Origin of the sequence: Rhizobium sp. BK418 (genome assembly GCF_004341105.1) — a bacterium.
In the GTDB taxonomy this organism is placed as follows: domain Bacteria; phylum Pseudomonadota; class Alphaproteobacteria; order Rhizobiales; family Rhizobiaceae; genus Rhizobium.
In genome coordinates this window covers 488,847-505,604 of sequence record NZ_SLZK01000003.1, presented here as the reverse complement: position 1 = coordinate 505,604, position 16,758 = coordinate 488,847, and the positions used below count along the sequence as shown (strand labels likewise).

The 16,758-nt window shown below is 59.3% G+C and carries 19 protein-coding genes; 13 read left to right on the top strand and 6 right to left on the bottom strand.

Going from position 1 to position 16,758, the window contains the following annotated elements:
* Positions 1-11 precede the first annotated feature (11 nt).
* Positions 12-806: a hypothetical protein gene (locus EV281_RS13965; protein ID WP_132653689.1), complete on the top strand. Its 795-nt coding sequence runs from the start codon at positions 12-14 to the stop codon at positions 804-806.
* A gap of 58 nt (positions 807-864) precedes the next feature.
* On the opposite strand, the gene EV281_RS13960 is transcribed toward EV281_RS13965, so the two are convergent.
* On the bottom strand, positions 865-1,332 hold the full coding sequence (locus EV281_RS13960) for an Lrp/AsnC family transcriptional regulator (RefSeq protein WP_112564538.1): 468 nt from the start codon (positions 1,330-1,332) through the stop codon (positions 865-867).
* Positions 1,333-1,562: 230 nt separating this feature from the next.
* On the opposite strand from EV281_RS13960, the gene trxB reads away from it, so the two are divergent.
* From trxB to EV281_RS13930, 6 genes are all read left to right on the top strand, one after another.
* Positions 1,563-2,537: a thioredoxin-disulfide reductase gene (trxB, locus tag EV281_RS13955; protein ID WP_132653688.1), complete on the top strand. Its 975-nt coding sequence runs from the start codon at positions 1,563-1,565 to the stop codon at positions 2,535-2,537.
* 22 nt (positions 2,538-2,559) lie between these two features.
* Positions 2,560-3,456: a LysR family transcriptional regulator VtlR gene (locus EV281_RS13950; RefSeq protein WP_132653687.1), complete on the top strand. Its 897-nt coding sequence runs from the start codon at positions 2,560-2,562 to the stop codon at positions 3,454-3,456.
* A 578-nt stretch (positions 3,457-4,034) separates the two neighbouring features.
* Positions 4,035-4,328: a metalloregulator ArsR/SmtB family transcription factor gene (locus EV281_RS13945; protein ID WP_113325116.1), complete on the top strand. Its 294-nt coding sequence runs from the start codon at positions 4,035-4,037 to the stop codon at positions 4,326-4,328.
* Positions 4,329-4,331: 3 nt separating this feature from the next.
* Entirely contained in the window at positions 4,332-5,498 is a 1,167-nt protein-coding gene (locus EV281_RS13940; RefSeq protein ID WP_132653686.1) for an MFS transporter, read from the top strand.
* A 24-nt stretch (positions 5,499-5,522) separates the two neighbouring features.
* Positions 5,523-6,647 carry an alkene reductase gene (locus EV281_RS13935; protein WP_132653685.1) on the top strand — a complete coding sequence of 375 codons (1,125 nt, stop codon included), beginning with the start codon at positions 5,523-5,525 and terminating at the stop codon, positions 6,645-6,647.
* A gap of 73 nt (positions 6,648-6,720) precedes the next feature.
* Entirely contained in the window at positions 6,721-7,518 is a 798-nt protein-coding gene (locus EV281_RS13930) for an aminoglycoside phosphotransferase family protein (RefSeq protein ID WP_132653684.1), read from the top strand.
* Here the strand turns inward: EV281_RS13930 and EV281_RS13925 are convergent.
* The gene (locus EV281_RS13925; protein ID WP_132653683.1) at positions 7,515-8,534 is read right to left on the bottom strand and encodes an NAD(P)H-binding protein; all 1,020 of its coding nucleotides are present in this window, start codon (positions 8,532-8,534) and stop codon (positions 7,515-7,517) included. The two genes, EV281_RS13930 and EV281_RS13925, sit on opposite strands and share 4 nt — an antisense overlap.
* An 89-nt stretch (positions 8,535-8,623) precedes the next feature.
* On the opposite strand from EV281_RS13925, the gene EV281_RS13920 reads away from it, so the two are divergent.
* A complete protein-coding gene (locus EV281_RS13920; protein ID WP_132653682.1) occupies positions 8,624-9,532 on the top strand; it encodes a LysR family transcriptional regulator in 909 nt (302 codons plus the stop codon).
* A 34-nt stretch (positions 9,533-9,566) separates the two neighbouring features.
* Here the strand turns inward: EV281_RS13920 and EV281_RS13915 are convergent, their stop codons facing one another.
* Entirely contained in the window at positions 9,567-9,848 is a 282-nt protein-coding gene (locus tag EV281_RS13915; protein WP_132653681.1) for a DUF2188 domain-containing protein, read from the bottom strand.
* Between the two features lie 237 nt (positions 9,849-10,085).
* On the opposite strand from EV281_RS13915, the gene EV281_RS13910 reads away from it, so the two are divergent.
* Positions 10,086-11,183: a calcium:proton antiporter gene (locus EV281_RS13910; protein WP_132653680.1), complete on the top strand. Its 1,098-nt coding sequence runs from the start codon at positions 10,086-10,088 to the stop codon at positions 11,181-11,183.
* Positions 11,184-11,306: 123 nt separating this feature from the next.
* Here the strand turns inward: EV281_RS13910 and EV281_RS13905 are convergent, their stop codons facing one another.
* Entirely contained in the window at positions 11,307-12,509 is a 1,203-nt protein-coding gene (locus tag EV281_RS13905) for a pyridoxal phosphate-dependent aminotransferase (RefSeq protein WP_132653679.1), read from the bottom strand.
* Positions 12,510-12,894: 385 nt separating this feature from the next.
* Here EV281_RS13905 and EV281_RS13900 point away from each other — a divergent pair, with 385 nt between their 5' ends.
* From EV281_RS13900 to EV281_RS13890, 3 genes are all read left to right on the top strand, one after another.
* Entirely contained in the window at positions 12,895-13,194 is a 300-nt protein-coding gene (locus EV281_RS13900) for a hypothetical protein (protein ID WP_132653678.1), read from the top strand.
* Positions 13,184-13,534, top strand: coding sequence for a hypothetical protein (locus EV281_RS13895; RefSeq protein WP_132653677.1), 351 nt, complete (start codon positions 13,184-13,186; stop codon positions 13,532-13,534). Before EV281_RS13900 ends, EV281_RS13895 begins: the two co-directional genes overlap by 11 nt.
* A gap of 88 nt (positions 13,535-13,622) precedes the next feature.
* Positions 13,623-14,777: a PQQ-dependent sugar dehydrogenase gene (locus tag EV281_RS13890; protein WP_132653676.1), complete on the top strand. Its 1,155-nt coding sequence runs from the start codon at positions 13,623-13,625 to the stop codon at positions 14,775-14,777.
* Here the strand turns inward: EV281_RS13890 and EV281_RS13885 are convergent.
* Together EV281_RS13885 and EV281_RS13880 are read right to left on the bottom strand one after the other, a co-directional pair.
* Complete coding sequence (locus EV281_RS13885; RefSeq protein ID WP_132653675.1) at positions 14,774-15,256, bottom strand: DUF3052 domain-containing protein; 483 nt, start codon at positions 15,254-15,256, stop codon at positions 14,774-14,776. The genes EV281_RS13890 and EV281_RS13885 overlap by 4 nt on opposite strands.
* Positions 15,196-15,741: a DUF1176 domain-containing protein gene (locus EV281_RS13880; RefSeq protein WP_132653674.1), complete on the bottom strand. Its 546-nt coding sequence runs from the start codon at positions 15,739-15,741 to the stop codon at positions 15,196-15,198. The genes EV281_RS13885 and EV281_RS13880 overlap by 61 nt, the downstream gene beginning before the upstream one ends.
* A 121-nt stretch (positions 15,742-15,862) precedes the next feature.
* On the opposite strand from EV281_RS13880, the gene EV281_RS13875 reads away from it, so the two are divergent.
* Positions 15,863-16,753, top strand: coding sequence for a DMT family transporter (locus tag EV281_RS13875; RefSeq protein WP_132653673.1), 891 nt, complete (start codon positions 15,863-15,865; stop codon positions 16,751-16,753).
* Positions 16,754-16,758: the final 5 nt, after the last annotated feature.

Here is a 16,758-nt window from a genome sequence, read left to right as displayed (position 1 = left end):
GAGACACATAGATGTCGACCGCAAACAACAACGAAAACTTGGTCAACGTGCTCTGCATGAAATGGGGAACGCTCTATGGCCCCGAATATGTCAACAACCTCTACCGAGGCGTCAAACGGCACCTGAAGCGCCCGCATCGTTTCGTCTGCTTCACCGACAACGCGGCAGGCCTTGACGAGGGTATCGAAACCCTCCCTCTGCCCGAGCTCGGTCTGCCGGCCGGATCCAAGGACCGTCGCTGGCAGAAACTTGCACTTTTCCGCCGCGAGCTTGCCGATCTCAAGGGCATTGGCCTCTTCCTCGATCTCGACCTCGTCATCGTCGATGATCTGGAACCGCTTTTCCAGCACCCCGGCAAGTTCCTCATCATCCGCGACGACGATCTCTTCCGCCCGAAGCCGCTGCGCAAGATCAACCCTTCTCGCGACAAATTCCTGGCCTCGGTCGGCAACAGTTCGGTCTTCCGCTATGAGATCGGCGCGCACGCCTATATTCTGGACGCCTATGTCGCCGATCCGATGGCCGCCATGTCAAAATACGAGATCTCCCAGCAGTTTCAGAGCGCGCAGCTGGAAGCGCATGGACACCTGCAATACTGGCCGCGCGAATGGTGCGTGAGCTTCAAGAACGCCTGCGTGCCCCGCCATATCAGGAGCTTCTGGCGCGATCCCGAACTGCCGCCGGAAGCAAAGATCGTGGTCTTCGCCGGCAATCCGAAAATGAGCGAGGTTTTCGAAGGCGGTGGGCAGAAATGGTATCGCCGCATCGGCAACACGGAATGGCTGAGCAAGGCCTGGCGCGAATAAACTGTCCTCACCAGCATTCCGGACGGAAAACTGCTTCACACTTTTCCTGGAAATGCTTCTAGAGTTCGACCAGCCCGAGCTTCTTCACCTGACGGATCGTCAGCATGGTGCGAACGGTATCGACATGCTCGTTGGCGGTCAGCACTTCGATGACGAAGTCCTGGAAGCGGGTAAGGTTCTGAGCCACGCAATGCAGCAGGAAATCGCTGTCGCCGGATACCATCCATGCCTGACGCACCAGCGGCCACTCGGCGGTGGCGGCGGCAAAGGCCTTCAGATTGGCTTCCGACTGGTGCTTCAGGCCGACCATGCAGAAGGCGACGAGATCGAGCCCGAGCTTCGGGCTGTTCAGCATCGCATGGTAGCCTTCGATGACGCCGGCCTCTTCGAGCTTGCGCACCCGGCGCAGGCAAGGGGGCGCAGAAATTCCCACCCGGTCGGCAAGCTCCACATTGGTCATGCGGCCGTCTGCCTGCAGTTCCCGCAATATCTTTATGTCGATAACGTCAAGTTCAGCGCGAACCACGCTTAGGCCTTTCTTTAATTCCCCGCGGGCAGCTTCTATATAAAGCCACGGAATACGCAAGAAAGTTTCAGTCGGATGACGGAATCTTGCACAGCGGCTGCATTTGCCTTGTTGGTAATGCAAGGCTGCCCTTGAATAAAAGCATTGGTCGTTCATAAATGGCGCAGGGATCGCGAAACGGCCTCATTCGCCTCTTAGCCGCCGCATCCTGCCAGTCGAAAGGAAATTCTATGTCTGCCCGCCATACCAAGGTGCTCATCGTCGGTTCCGGACCTGCCGGCTATACGGCAGCGGTCTATGCCGCGCGCGCCATGCTGAAACCGGTTTTGATCGCCGGTCTGGAGCAGGGCGGCCAGCTCATGATCACCACCGATGTCGAGAACTATCCGGGCTTTGCCGATCCGATTCAGGGCCCTTGGCTGATGGATCAGATGCTGCAGCAGGCCCAGCATGTCGGTGCCGAAATCGTCAACGACCTCGTGACCGAAGTCGACCTCAATCAGCGCCCCTTCATCGCCCGCACCGATAGCGGCCAGGTCTGGACCGCCGATACGCTGATTATCGCGACCGGCGCCAAGGCAAAGTGGCTAGGCATCGAAAGCGAGCAGCATTTCCAGGGGTTCGGTGTCTCTGCCTGCGCCACCTGCGACGGCTTCTTCTATCGTAACAAGGATGTGATCGTGGTCGGCGGCGGCAACAGCGCGGTCGAGGAAGCGCTTTATCTCTCCAACATCGCGAAGTCCGTCACCGTCGTGCATCGCCGAGATGAATTCCGCGCGGAAAAAATCCTGCAGGAACGTCTCTTCGCCAAGGAGAACGTCAAGGTTCTCTGGAACACTGAGGTCGCCGAAATCACGGGTACGCCGGCAAAGCCCCCCATGCCGCCGTCCGTTTCCGGCGCCCGCCTGCGCGATACGCGCACCGGCGCCTTCACCGATGTCGCCATTGACGGCGTCTTCGTGGCAATCGGCCACGCGCCGGCAACCGAACTTTTCAAGGGCAAGCTGAAGCTGAAGGACAATGGCTATCTCTGGACAGCACCGGATTCGACTGCGACCAGCCTGGAGGGAGTCTATGCCGCAGGCGACGTGACGGACGACACGTTCCGCCAGGCGATCACTGCCGCAGGCATGGGATGCATGGCCGCCCTCGAGGCAGAACGTTATCTGACGGGCCATATGCCCGTTGCCGTAGCAGCGGAGTAATCGTGGCATGAGGGGTGGGGGAATGCCATTGGACTGGGATAAGCTGCGTATTTTCCACGCAGCTGCCGAAGCCGGATCGTTTACGCATGCGGCCGACAAGCTGCATCTGTCCCAGTCGGCCATCAGCCGTCAGGTCAGCGCGCTCGAGCAGGATGTGGGCACAAAGCTCTTCCACCGCCATGCGCGCGGCCTGATCCTCACCGAGCAGGGTGAGCTGCTTTACCGTACCGCGCATGACGTGCTGCTGAAGCTCGAAACCGTGAAGATGCAGCTGACCGAGACGACGGAAACGCCGTCCGGCAAGCTGCGCGTCACAACCACCGTCGGCCTCGGCCAGGGCTGGCTGACCGACAAGATCCAGGAATTTCTGCAGCTCTATCCTGACGTCCAGATCCAGCTCATCCTCGACAACGAGGAAGTGGATGTGAACATGCGCCATGCCGATTGCGCCATTCGCCTTCGCCAGCCGCAGCAGTCCGACCTCATCCAGCGCAAGCTCTTCACCGTGCATATGCACGTCTACGCGGCTCCCTCCTACATCAACCGCCATGGCGAGCCGCAGACGATGGAGGATCTCGACAACCACCGCATCATCACCTTCGGCGAACCGGCGCCGAGTTATCTGCTCGACGTCAACTGGCTGGAAATCGCCGGCCGCTCGTCGGATAACAAGCGCATTCCACATCTGCAGATCAACAGCCAGACGTCGATCAAGCGCGCATGCCTGCTCGGCATCGGCATCGCCTGCCTGCCCGACTATATCGTCGGCCGCGACCCGGGTCTGATCCAGCTTGCGATCAACGCCGACGTCCCCTCCTTCGATACTTATTTCTGCTATCCGGACGAGATCAAGAATGCCGCCAAGCTGAAAGCCTTCCGCGATTTCATCGTCAGCAAGGCCCGCAATTGGAACTTCTGATTTCCATTTTTATAGAATGAATTTCAAATCATGCAGCCCATGCATGACTGACATGCACAAAAAAGGGTTGCCGTTTGCTCATTAAAGCACCATATCGCACATAGCTGATGCACACGGTGGCTTTTCCTCCCAGTTCCACCGCATTAGCTGTTCCCCTCTGGAGGTTTTTGACCTTCACACTTATAAGGGCCCTGGTTTTTCCGGTGGCCCTCTTTTTTTGCCCGAATTATGCTTCTTTGCCTGAACTTTATCGGCAGATACCGCAATGCGGAATATTTTTGTGCAGTGCATGGCTGACATGCACAAAAAACTATTGAAAGCTGCACAAAGAAGCACCATATCAACTTCAGCTGATGCATTTCGTGGCTTCTCTCCCAGTGCCACCGCGTTGGCTGTTCCCCTCTGGAGGTTTTTTTGACCTTCACACTTATAGGGCCCTGGTTTTCCAGCGGCCCTCTTTTTTTGCTTAAACTTTAAGCGGAATGAAAAGCGCCGCCCCTCACGCCTCCGTGATTTGCATATCGAAAATCTTCGAACCATATATCGAAAAAATTCGATTTATAGTTCGATGAAAGACGATGGACAAAGACGAGATTCTCAAAGCGCTGGCCAATCCAGCCCGAATGGACATCCTCAACTGGCTGAAGAACCCGGAAGAACATTTTCCGACGCAGGAGCATCCATTTGAGATGGGCGTCTGCGCCAGCCAGTTCGAACGCTGCGGCCTCTCCCAATCCACCGTTTCCGCCCATCTCGGCACCCTTCACCGCGCCGGCCTCGTCACCAGCAAGCGCGTCGGTCAGTGGATCTTCTACAAGCGTAACGAAGAAACGATCGCTGCCTTCCTCCAGCAGCTAACGCAGGATCTTTAAACCATGCCCCTTGCCCTGGTCGTTCTCGCCTTGAGCTCTTTTGCGATAGGCACCACCGAATTCGTCATCATGGGCCTCCTGCCCGAAGTCGCAGCCGATCTCTCCGTCACGATCCCTCAGGCGGGCTGGCTGGTCACAGGTTATGCGCTGGCTGTCGCGCTCGGCGCTCCCATCATGGCAGTCTCGACCGCCAAGCTGAAGCGTCGCTCCGCCCTTATCATGCTGATGGCCTTCTTCATTGCCGGCAACCTGCTTTGCGCCATCGCCCCGAACTACTGGGTACTGATGATCGCCCGCATTGTCACGGCCCTTTGCCATGGCGCCTTCTTCGGCATCGGCTCGGTTGTTGCCGCCAATCTCGTCAGCGAGGATCGCAAGGCCCGCGCCGTCGCCCTGATGTTCACCGGCCTGACGCTCGCAAACGTGCTCGGGGTGCCTCTCGGCACCGCCATCGGCCAGGCTTTCGGCTGGCGCTCCACCTTCTGGGTGGTCACTGCGATCGGCGTCATCACTATTGCGGGCCTGATCGCCATCCTGCCACGGGATAGACAGGAAAAGCCAAGCAGCATGCTGCGCGAGATCGCGGCATTGAGGAACGCACGCCTCTGGATGGCGCTGTCGGTCACCGTCTTCTTCTCAGCCTCGATGTTCACTCTCTTCACTTACATCGCCCCGCTGCTGCGTGATGTGACGGGCATCTCACCAGAAGGCGTCACCTGGACACTGTTCCTGATCGGCATCGGCCTCACGGTCGGAAACTTGATCGGCGGCAAGCTCGCCGACTGGCGCCTCGGCACGACACTCGCCGGCGTATTCGCAGCGATCGCGCTGACCTCGGCGATCTTCTTCTATACGAGCCGCTTCTTCATCCCCGCCGAGATCACCCTGTTCCTGTGGGCAGCCGCAACTTTCGCCGCGGTTCCCGCCCTGCAGGTCGGTGTCGTCAGCTTCGGCAAGGATGCTCCGAACCTCGTCTCGACCATCAACATCGGCGCGTTCAATACTGGCAATGCGCTGGGCGCCTGGGTCGGCGGCATAGTCATCGATGCCGGGTTCAATCTTGACCGCGTTCCCCTCGCCGGAGCTGCCATGGCCCTGATCGGCCTTGCCGCCACGGCACTCACCTATCTCTCCGGTCGGGTGCAGACTGCTCCCACTGCCGCCGAGTGATCCTCCAAGCAGAAAGGACCTTTTATGGGCAAGCTTTTCCAGCCAACGCAGATCGGCGATATCGCTCTGAAGAACCATATCGTCATGGCGCCGCTCACCCGGAATCGTTCACCGGGCGCGATCCCGAACGATCTCAACGTCGAATATTATCGCCAGCGCGCTACGGCCGGCCTCATCATCACCGAAGCAACCGCCATCACGCATCAGGGCCAAGGTTATGCCAACGTTCCCGGCCTCTACAGCAAGGAAGCCCTCGATGGCTGGAAGCGAGTGACGGACGCCGTTCACGCCGAAGGCGGCAAGATCGTCGTGCAGATGTGGCATGTCGGCCGTATCTCCCACACCGAATTGCAGCCGAACGGCGGTAAGCCGGTCTCCTCGACCAACCGCATCGCCAAGGCCAAGACCTATCTCGTCAACCCTGACGGCACTGGCGCCTTTACCGACACCTCCGAGCCGCGCGCGCTCGAAACTTTCGAGATTCCCGGGATCGTCGAGGATTACCGAAAGGCCGCACGCGCAGCGATCGACGCAGGCTTCGACGGTGTCGAAATCCACGGCGCCAATGGTTACCTGCTCGACCAGTTCATGCGCGACGGCGTCAACGACCGCACCGACGAATATGGCGGCTCGATCGAAAACCGCGCTCGCTTCACCTTCCAGGTCGTCGAAGCGGTAACAAGGGAAATCGGCGCCCGTCGCACCGCAATCCGCATTTCGCCGGTCACCCCCTCGGGCGAATCCTATGATTCCAACCCGCAGGCGCTCTTCACGCATGTCGTAGAAGGCCTCGCAAAGTACGATCTCGCTTATATTCACATCGTTGAAGGCCAGACCGGTGGCGAGCGCGATTATCGCCAGGGCGACAACCCGTCCTTCGATTACAAAGCACTGCGCGCAGCCTATGAGAAGGCAGGCGGCAAGGCTGCCTGGATGGTCAACAACGGCTACAACAGAGACATGGCGATCGAAGCCGTCGAAAGCGGCTGCGCCGATCTCGTTGCCTTCGGCAAGCCCTTCATCTCCAATCCGGATCTCGTCGAGCGACTGGAAAAGAACCTGGCGCTCAACACGCCGGATCAATCCACTTTCTATGGTGGTAACGCAAAAGGCTATGTCGATTATCCGACCCTCGAAAAGGTCGCCTGATCATTTTCAGCAAACAGAAATCCCGCCATCCGGCGGGATTTCCATTTCAGGGCATTGCCGCTAGCATAGGCCCATGTTCTCGCCCTATCTCGAACGCTGGTCGCTGACATCGGACGGCGAACCGATCATCACCCATTCAAGCCGCCTCCTGCCGGTCACCTGGCAGGACAAACCGGCCATGCTGAAAGTCGCAACCGACAGCAGCGAGCGCGAAGGCGCCTTGCTGATGAAATGGTGGGATGGCGACGGCGCCGCCCGCGTTTATGCGCAGGAAAATGACGCTATCCTTCTGGAGCGTGCAGTGGACAAATACTCACTGCTGGAAATGGCGCTGAACGGCGAGGACGATGAGGCAAGCCGCATCATGGTGCGCACTGCAGCAAGGTTGCACGCGCCACGCCCCACGCCTCTTCACGATTCGCCAACGCTTGAGCGCTGGTTCCGCGGTCTGGAGCCGGCAGCACGTAACCATGGCGGCACCTTTACCGATTGCTGGAAGATAGCAAGCACCCTGCTCGCTGCGCCACAGCAGCTCAGCATACTGCACGGCGACATCCATCACCGCAACATCCTCGATTTCGGCGACCGAGGCTGGCTGGCGATCGATCCCAAGCGGATCTATGGCGAACGCGGCTATGACTTTGCCAATATCTTCGCTAATGAAGATCTGCCGACGACGACGGATCCCAAACGCCTCCAGCGTCAGCTTCCGATCGTCTCCAAGGAAGCGGATATCGAGCCGTCAAGGCTGTTGAAGTGGATCGCCGCCTATTCCGGCCTCTCGTCCGCCTGGTTTCTTGAAGATGGCGACCATGCCTCCGCGGAAAAGCCTCTGACGGTCGCCCGTATCGCGCTCGCAGAGCTTGCCTAATCTGCATTTAGAGCCTTGGCGAGAGGCACTGCCGAGCCATGCATCTCCGGCAGCGAGTCCTGCGCTATCAAAGTCGCACGCACGGCCTCGTCGATCGGCGTATGCGGCTCGGTTCCGAGTTCGGCCACCAGCCTGTCATTCTTCATGCGCAACGGCACTTTCCAGAGATAGCGCATCTCTTTCATCTCCCGCATCAGCGTCATGAAAGGAGCAAGCAACGGCACGATGAACCAAGGGAAGAGGCCGATCTTCGCCTTGCCGCCGGAAACACGCCGGACCGCCTCGGCCATCTGCCGGCCATCGCCATCCCAGAAGCCGTTCATGTGATAGCAGGCGAACGCCGGCAGCCGCTCGGCCCGCTCGACGAGCTGCACCATCGTCTCGGCGACATCGGGCAGATAGGCCCAATGGTGCCCGATACCGGGCAGCGCCGGATTTCTGATCGTATCAACTGGCTTGCCCGGGGTGGCGAAAGCGGCTGAGAACCAGCTATTGCTGGTGGCGCCTGGTCCGAAGAAATCGCCTGCGCGGACGATGATAACGCCGGTTCCGGTCTCGGAAGCAGCCTTCAGGCGCTTCTCCATCTCGACACGGATGTTGCCCTTTTTCGTCACCGGACGCTGCGGACTATCTTCCGTCACGACTGGAAAGGCGTCTGGCCCGAAATTATAGACGGTACCCGGCAGCAGGATGCGCGCCCCGACGGCGCGAGCCGCGGCAATCGTATTATCCAGCATCGGCAGAACCAGCTTCTCCCAATCGCGATAGCCGGGTGGATTGACGGCGTGAACGACGAGATCGGCACCTTCCGCCGCCTTGCGGACATCGGCTGCATTCATCGCGTCTCCCCGCACCCACTCGAAGCCCTGCCCGCTCGCGGATGCCTTGGCAGCATTGCGATTGAGCGCCCTGATCGTCCAGCCGCGTGCCTGCAGCTTGCGGGCAACCGCGCCGCCGATGCCACCGGTCGCGCCGAGAACGAGCGCCTGTTTCTTGTCCTGATATTCGCTGCTCATGATCATCTCCTTGTTCGATGAGACGACTATGACCTGAGCGGGAGATAAACAAAATTGACGAAATAAGTTCCATCGCTATACATAAATATATGGATATAGAACCGAGTTGGGATTTCTACCGTTCCTTCCTCACCGTGCTGCGCCACGGATCGCTCTCTGCCGCCGCTCGCGAACTCGGCCTGACGCAGCCCACGATCGGGCGCCATATCGATGCGCTCGAAGAGGCTGTCAGAGCAGAGCTTTTCATCCGCTCTTCAAACGGCCTGCTGCCGACCGATGTGGCGCTCGATCTGCAGCCCTATGCCGAGACACTGGCAACGACGGCCGCGGCTTTCCTGCGCACGGCCTCCAGCCGGCGAGACAAGGTCGAAGGTACCGTGCGCATCAGCGCCAGCGAAGTGGTCGGCGTGGAAGTGCTGCCGCCGATCATTGCCGATCTGCAGGAGGCTCATCCCGGTTTGCAGGTGGAATTGTCTGCTTCCGATACGCTGGAAGATCTCATGAACCGGGAAGCGGATATTGCCGTGCGTATGACCGAGCCGCAGCAGGATGCGCTGGTCGTGCGTCGCCTCGGCGATATCCCGCTCGGCTTCCATGCCCATCGTCGCTATCTGGAACGCCACGGTACGCCACAAACCCTGGCCGATCTTGCCGCCCACCGCATCATCGGCTTTGACCGGCAGACGGCCTATATCCGCATGATGCGAAAACGCTACCCCGCCGTTGACGAACTCACTGCAACCTTCCGCACCAGCAATCATCTGGCCCATTACACGGCTATCCGTGCAGGCATAGGCATCGGAATCTGCCAGACCGGACTTGCTCGCCCGAATCCCGATCTCATCCACATTCTGGCAAATGAATTCGAAATCCCGCTCGGTACGTGGGTCGCCATGCACGAAAGCCTAAAGACCTCGCCGCGCTGCCGCGTCACCTTCGACGCACTCGTCAAGGGTCTGCTGAACTACATCAAATCATGCAAGGGAACGCGCGCCTGACGACGCGCTGAAGACGAAGGAAAGCCGGCGGAAATCAGGGCTCCGGGGAAACCTCGGGCGAACGGCCCTTGGTAAATCCGTCCACGACTTCGGTCTCGGGACGATCGCCACCTTCTGCATATTCCTCGTGCCACTTGCCTTGCGCATCCTGCCAGCTGATCTCGGCGGAATCGCCGCCAACCTGCTGTTCGGCTGCAACGATACGGGCTGCTTCGAGCGCTTCGGAGTGGGTCGGAAATGCCTCGGAATAAACGTCTCCAAGCTTGTAGGCCCAGCCGCCGTCATGCGGTACGACTTCGTAGACCACCTTGACCATGCAATATCTCCTCTTCTTCTCCTTGCGCATCCGTAGGCTTCCGGCTCATGTCCGGTTCAGCGCGGGCCGCTTGAGAAGATTTCGAGGACGCCGCGATCTGGGTTCCGGCTGCCGTATGAAAAGCAGTATTCCATTAATCGCCACAGACTGCAAATTTCATCAGCGGCGAGTCCGCTTGCACAGAAAAATCATCGGCTTAGAGTCCCGAAGGAATCAAAATCGCGGCTGGTAGCAGGTATGACATCGCATCTTAAGGAAGAAAAATTCTTGATCGTGGCGTTCGTCGTCGCGATCATCGCCTATTTGACGGAACATTCGGTCATGGAGGCCGGCCGGGGGATGGCCCTTGTCGCGGCCGCCGCCCTGATCGTGACCATCGTGCTCGCCTCCATGCGTGTCGCCCATCATGCCGAACTGCTGGCCGTCAAGGTTGGCGACCCCTATGGCACGATGATCCTGACACTTTCTGCCGTCGCCGTCGAAGTCATCATCCTCGCCATCATGATGGGCGGCGAGGAAACCTCGCCTACGCTGGTGCGCGACACCATCTATTCGGCGCTCATGCTCGACATCAACGGCATCCTCGGCCTCGCCGCCCTCCTCGGCGGCCTGAAACACGGTGAGCAGCCGTATAACGACAATTCCGGCAAGACCTATGGCGTGATGATCCTGACGGCCATGGGCATCTCGATGATCGTGCCGGAATTCGTGCCCAGGGACAAATGGCACTATTATTCCGGCTTCACCATCATCGCGATGATCGCCCTCTACGGCCTCTTCCTGCGCATGCAGGTCGGTCAGCACAGCTACTTCTTCTCCTACAGCTATCCGCGCTCGGAGCGGCAGAAGGAACATCCCGACAAACACCACCACGAGGAGGGATCGGTCTCGACCTCGATCGCAATCATTCTCATCGGCGTGGTCATCATCGGCGCGCTCGCCGAATTCATGTCAGGCTTCATGAGCGAGGGCCTGCGCGACAGTGGCGCTCCCGTAGCCGTGACCGCGATCGTGGTTGCCGCGATCTCTGCCGCACCGGAAATCCTGACCGCTCTGAGGGCAGCTTTGCGCAACCGCATGCAGGCAACCGTCAACATCGCCATGGGCGCCTCTCTCTCGACGGTCATTCTTACGGTGCCGGTCATGGAGGGTATCGCGCTCTATACCGGCCAACCGTTCATCATGGCCATGTCGCCGGTTCAGACGGTGATGGTTGCGATCACGCTGATTGCAGCAGCCATCAACCTCAATGACGGTGAGACGAACGCCATCGAGGGCATGACGCATTTCATCCTCTTCGCCACCTTCATCATGCTGACCGCGATCGGACTTTGAATCTGAAATCAGCGACTTGGCGGCAAAAGCGGAATCATTTTCGCAGCACGTTGAAGTGAAAACGAGACAACAAAAAAGCCCGCCATCTCTGGCGAGCTCTTCGAATGGGGCTGATGCCGCCGATTACTTGCAGGCTGCGCAGAAGCGCTGGATACGGCGGCAAGCTTCTTCGAGCAGCTCTTCAGACGTCGCATAGGAAATGCGGAAGTTCGGCCCAAGACCGAAGGCCGAGCCATGAACGACGGCTACGCCCTCCGATTCCAGGAGCTCCGTGACGAAGTCCTCATCATTCTCGATAACCTTGCCCGACGGAGCGGTCTTGCCGATCAGGCCCTTGCATGACGGATAGACGTAGAAGGCCCCTTCCGGGACCGGGCAGGAAATGCCCTTGGCCTGGTTCAGCATGGATACGACGAGATCGCGGCGGCCTTCGAAGATCTTCTTGTTCTTCGGAATGAAATCTTGCGTACCGTTGAGCGCTTCAACGGCTGCCCACTGGGCAATCGAGGTCGTACCCGAAGTCTGCTGGCCCTGGATCATGTCCATCGCCTTGATGAGCTGGATCGGGCCGGCCGCATAGCCGATACGCCAGCCGGTCATGGCATAGGCCTTGGACACGCCGTTCATCGTCAGCGTGCGGTCATACAGCGACGGCTCGACTTCGACCGGCGTGGCAAACTTGAAGTCGCCATAGGTCAGATGCTCGTACATGTCGTCGGTCAGCACCCAGACATGCGGATGCTTGACGAGCACGTCCGTCAGCCCCTTCAGCTCGTCATGCGTATAGGCAGCGCCCGACGGGTTGGACGGCGAGTTGAACATGAACCACTTGGTCTTCGGCGTGATCGCCTTTTCGAGATCGGCGGGCTGAAGCTTGAAATTATTCTCCTGCGTCGTCGCAACGAACACCGGCGTGCCGCCGCAAAGGGCGACGATCTCGGGATAGGAAACCCAATAGGGTGTCGGGATGATCACTTCGTCGCCGGCATTCAGCGTCGCCATGAAGGCGTTGAACAGAATGTGCTTGCCGCCGGTACCGACGATCGTCTGTTCCCAAGTGTAGTCGAGATTGTTCTCGCGCTTGAACTTGGCGGCAATCGCCTTACGCAGTTCCGGAATGCCGGAAATCGGCGTGTACTTGGTTTCGCCGCGGCGGATCGCATCGATTGCCGCTTCCTTGATATTATCCGGCGTATCGAAATCCGGCTCACCGGCACCTAGCCCGATCACGTCACGTCCTTTGGCTTTCAGCTCGCGCGCTTTCTGAGCGACGGCGATGGTGGCTGAAGGCTTCACACGGGAAAGGGCATCGGCAAGGAAGGCCATAATATCGGTCCTACAAGGTTGAAACGGGCAGAAGGCCGGGACCGGAGTTCTGCGCTAAGCTCTATGTCCAATGTATGACATCATTTCAAGCGCAAAGGCGTGATGGCGACAATGATTCTTATTGATCAATTGCCGCAGCTGCGCCTGGAATTTTGAACCAAGCTTCGACGGGGCAATGCAAGCAGCCGATCCAGCCTTACGGGAAGCTGAATCAGTTTCTGAAGCCGGCCTCATTTTATCCCTAAAAATCAAGGTTATCGCCCGTTTACCATTTGCCACGAATAAGCCGCAACAAATGCCGCGGCGTGCCGCAATTCGGTCGTCAGAGCGCCGAGATGGAAACGGTATTCTTCCGCCATCCGACACTGGTTATTGAGGGCATACCATGTTTCTGGAAGACGAGCGCGTGGCGGGACGCCTGCGCGCAGGCCGGATTTCTTTATCGCTGATGGTCGCAGTCGTGGCTTTTGCATGCTGCGTCGTGGTGACGTTTGGCCTCCTTTCGGTCGCCGAGGCGGGGCCGGCAATGGCTTCCAGCTCTCTCCAAACAACCCATGCCGACCAAAAGATCACGGACGGCGTAGCGATGCTTTTCGCCGCATTCGTCGCGGCAAATGGGCTTGCGATCTGGCTGCGCCGCATTAAGGGTCTCGTCCTCTCGGGAGGCCGGCGCGATGGCCGCTAAACCGCAAAGCTCCGGCTGGAGCGAGGAAACGGAAACCTACGAGCCGCTGCCGACCTACATGGAGCTTGCCATGGCCGCAGCGTCTGCCCATGACGCACCGCCGGCCACGCAAACACCTCGTCTGCCCGGGCTTTCGGTCGTCGAAAAAGTGGTCGCCGTCGGGATTGTCTGCCTCGCCTTTTACGGCATGGCACTGATCGGTTGCGGGCTCTTCTTGAAAGCCGAAGCAAAGCGCACAGGCTTCATGACCCGGCCGATGATGAGCGCTGGTCTGCAATATGCCGACTTCGACATTCGCACCCTCCCCGCAAGATCAACTGACGACCTCCTTTCAGCCTGAGAACACAAAACCGTTATGGAGCGCCGAACATGGTTGAAGCGCCCCATACCCGCGCCACCTTTCCCCGAAACTCACGATGGGGACTAGGATGGACGCCATTTCAACATTCCGTTTCGCCGCCCTGCTCGCAGGCGTAGGTGCTTTGGCAGGTCCCGCCCTTGCCCAAAGCGGGGGTATCATCAAGACGCAGGAAGTCTCGGTTCGTGTCGAGAAGCTCGCTGAGGGACTGGAGCACCCCTGGGCAGTCGAGGTCCTGCCTGATGGCAGTTATATCGTCACGGAGCGGCCGGGACGACTGCGCATTATCCGCGATGGCAAGATCTCCGATCCGGTTGGCGGCGTGCCCGAGGTCAACGCCCGCGGTCAGGGCGGCCTTATGGATATTGCGCTCGCTCCCGATTTTGCCACCAGCCGCAAACTCTATCTGACTGCCGCGACCACCAATAACAGGGGCTCTGGTACGGAAGCCTTCAGCGCCACGCTGTCATCAGATGAAAAGCGCCTCGAAAACGTCACGCCGATTTTCACCATGCGGCGTTTTACCCGCGGCAACATCCAGTACGGGTCGCGTATTGCCATCGCACCCGACGGCTCGCTGTTCATTAGTGTCGGTGACCGCGGCGATCGTGACCGTTCGCAGGACTGGAAGGATGATGCCGGCTCCATCGTCCATCTCAACGCCGATGGCAGCATCCCCGCCGATAATCCCTTCAAGCACGGCGGCAAGGCCCTGCCGGAAATCTGGTCCAAGGGTCATCGCAACCCGCAGGGCATCACCTTCGATAGCGCCGACGGCAAACTCTACACCGTCGAGCATGGCGCGCGCGGCGGCGATGAGATCAACAATCCCGAGCCCGGCAAAAATTACGGCTGGCCGATCATCACCTATGGCCGCGACTATTCCGGTGCCAAGATCGGAGAAGGAACCGCCAAGGAAGGCCTGGAACAGCCGCTGCATTATTGGGATCCGTCGATCGCTCCAGGCGCTCTCGTCGTCTATCGCGGCAAGATGTTCCCGGAATGGAACGGCAACTTCATGGTAGCAGCCCTGAAATTCCAATTGCTGTCGCGCATGCAGCGGGATTCAACTGGCGCCTTCACGACCGAGGAACGCATGTTCGAAGGCGATTATGGACGCATCCGCGATGTCATCGTCGCTCCCGACGGCGCGCTGCTGATGGTGACCGACGAGGATGACGGTGCGTTGCTTCGAGTTTCTCGCGCCGACGACAGCGCTGGCTAAAGTAAGCCTCGCAATTCCCTGCGGATCATGAATTTCAGCCCCGACCAAGTCTCGTCCACGGCGCAGACCTTGACGTCGACGAGACCGGTCGGCAGCAGGATCTCGCGCAATGCATCTTCGGTGATGCTGGTCGGCACCTTCGAACTCTTCTTCGGCCACGATATCCAGATCATGCCATCCGGCTTGATTGCGCAAAACAGGGCCGCCGCTATCTCTTCCAGCACCGCGCGCCGCGTTTCGAAGATATGGACGTAATCAAATTGCCGGGCAGAAACCGTCGGCAAGACGCGCTGAACCGAAGCAAAACCCTCGAATGTGCCGATGTAGCCAAGCGCAACGGGAACATTGACGAGCAAGGCCGTCTGCCCCGATTTAAGTCCCAGCTTCTTTGCGAGCGGAGTGCCGGAATATCCTGTCGTCATTGGCGCTTCCACACGAGCGGCCATGTTGCCGGACCGCCGTCGGCTCTGGCTTCGCATTCTTCCTTGATGCGCACTTCCTCAAGAACAAGGAAACCCATACGCCCCGGTTCGGCAGCACGCCACGCATAATAACTGCCGCAATCGCCCATGCCCCGCCCCTTTGCAAAGGAGGTGAAGCGCATTTCCAGCTCATCATAGCGGACGTTGAAAGCCGTATCGCCGATCGTTTCGGAAAACTTCAGTGGAAAGGCCGTTCGGGAAATCCGGCTGCCATAACCGCCATAGATCGCAAAGGGCATGTTGTAGGCACCGGTCTGGCCGCAGGGCACGATGATCAGTCGCATCCCTGTCTCACTGACGACCTCGAAGGCATCACCATCGGCAAGACGCTGTTCTTCGATATGGCAATCGCCGTTGTAAGGCTCGATGTCTGCCCGCACGGACTGCGGCAGATCGGCAAAACGCAAAATCGGACGGACGGAAGAGGCAGCCAGCGCCGAAGCGCACCCAAGCCCCACCAGAAGCCGCCACCGTGACAGCAATCAATCGCCTCCTCATCAGATACCTCCGGACCATTTGAGGAATCCTCATCCTTGCCGAAAAGAAATGCAACTGCTAACCCGTCAGCCTAACTCTTAGACGCTTCCCAACATCGAGGGTGAAATGACGCGCGTTCAGGCGAACCTCCTTCTATTGCTCGCTGCTGCCATTTGGGGCGGAGGCTTCGTCGCCCAGTCGACGGCAATGAAGGCGATTGGCCCCTTCTGGTTCATCGGCCTGCGTTTTGCCATCGCTGCGCTTGCCACCTTGCCCTTCACGCTCCTCGAAGCGCGCAAGGCACAGGCTGCAACCAGCCGCAGACATCTCGGCCTCTACCTGCTGATCGGCCTGGCGCTCTTCGGTGGCGCATCGACACAGCAGATCGGCCTGCAGACGACGACCGTCACGAATTCCAGCTTCATCACCGGCCTCTACGTCATCTTCGTGCCGCTAATCGCCGTCTTCGTGCTGCGCCGTTCGCCGCACTGGATCATCTGGCCGGGTGCAATCATGGCCGTGGCTGGCATCTATCTTCTCTCCGGCGGTCAGCTCTCGGCCCTCACGATCGGCGATCTGCTGACGGTCGTCTGCGCTGTCTTCTGGTCGGTACAGATCACGCTCGCCGGAACAACAGTAGGCGAAACCGGCCGGCCGCTTGCCCTGTCCAGCACCCAGTTCGCAATCACGGCGGCCTGCGCACTCATCGTCGCCGCCATATGCGAGCCGATCAGTCTGGCAGATATCCGCGCGGCAGCGCCCCAAATCCTCTACGTCGGCATCTTCTCTTCCGGCGTCGCTTTCGTGCTGCAGGTCGTCGCCCAGCGCTATACGACGCCGTCGCAGGCGGCGATCTTCCTGTCCGCCGAGGCCTTGTTCGGCGCCACGCTCGCAGCCCTTCTCCTCGGCGAAAGCATGCCGCCACTTGGTTACATCGGTTGCGCGCTTATGTTTACCGCTATGCTTGTAGTCGAGCTTGTCCCCGAAATGACCCGCCGACGTGCGCAGACAGTGTGAACACG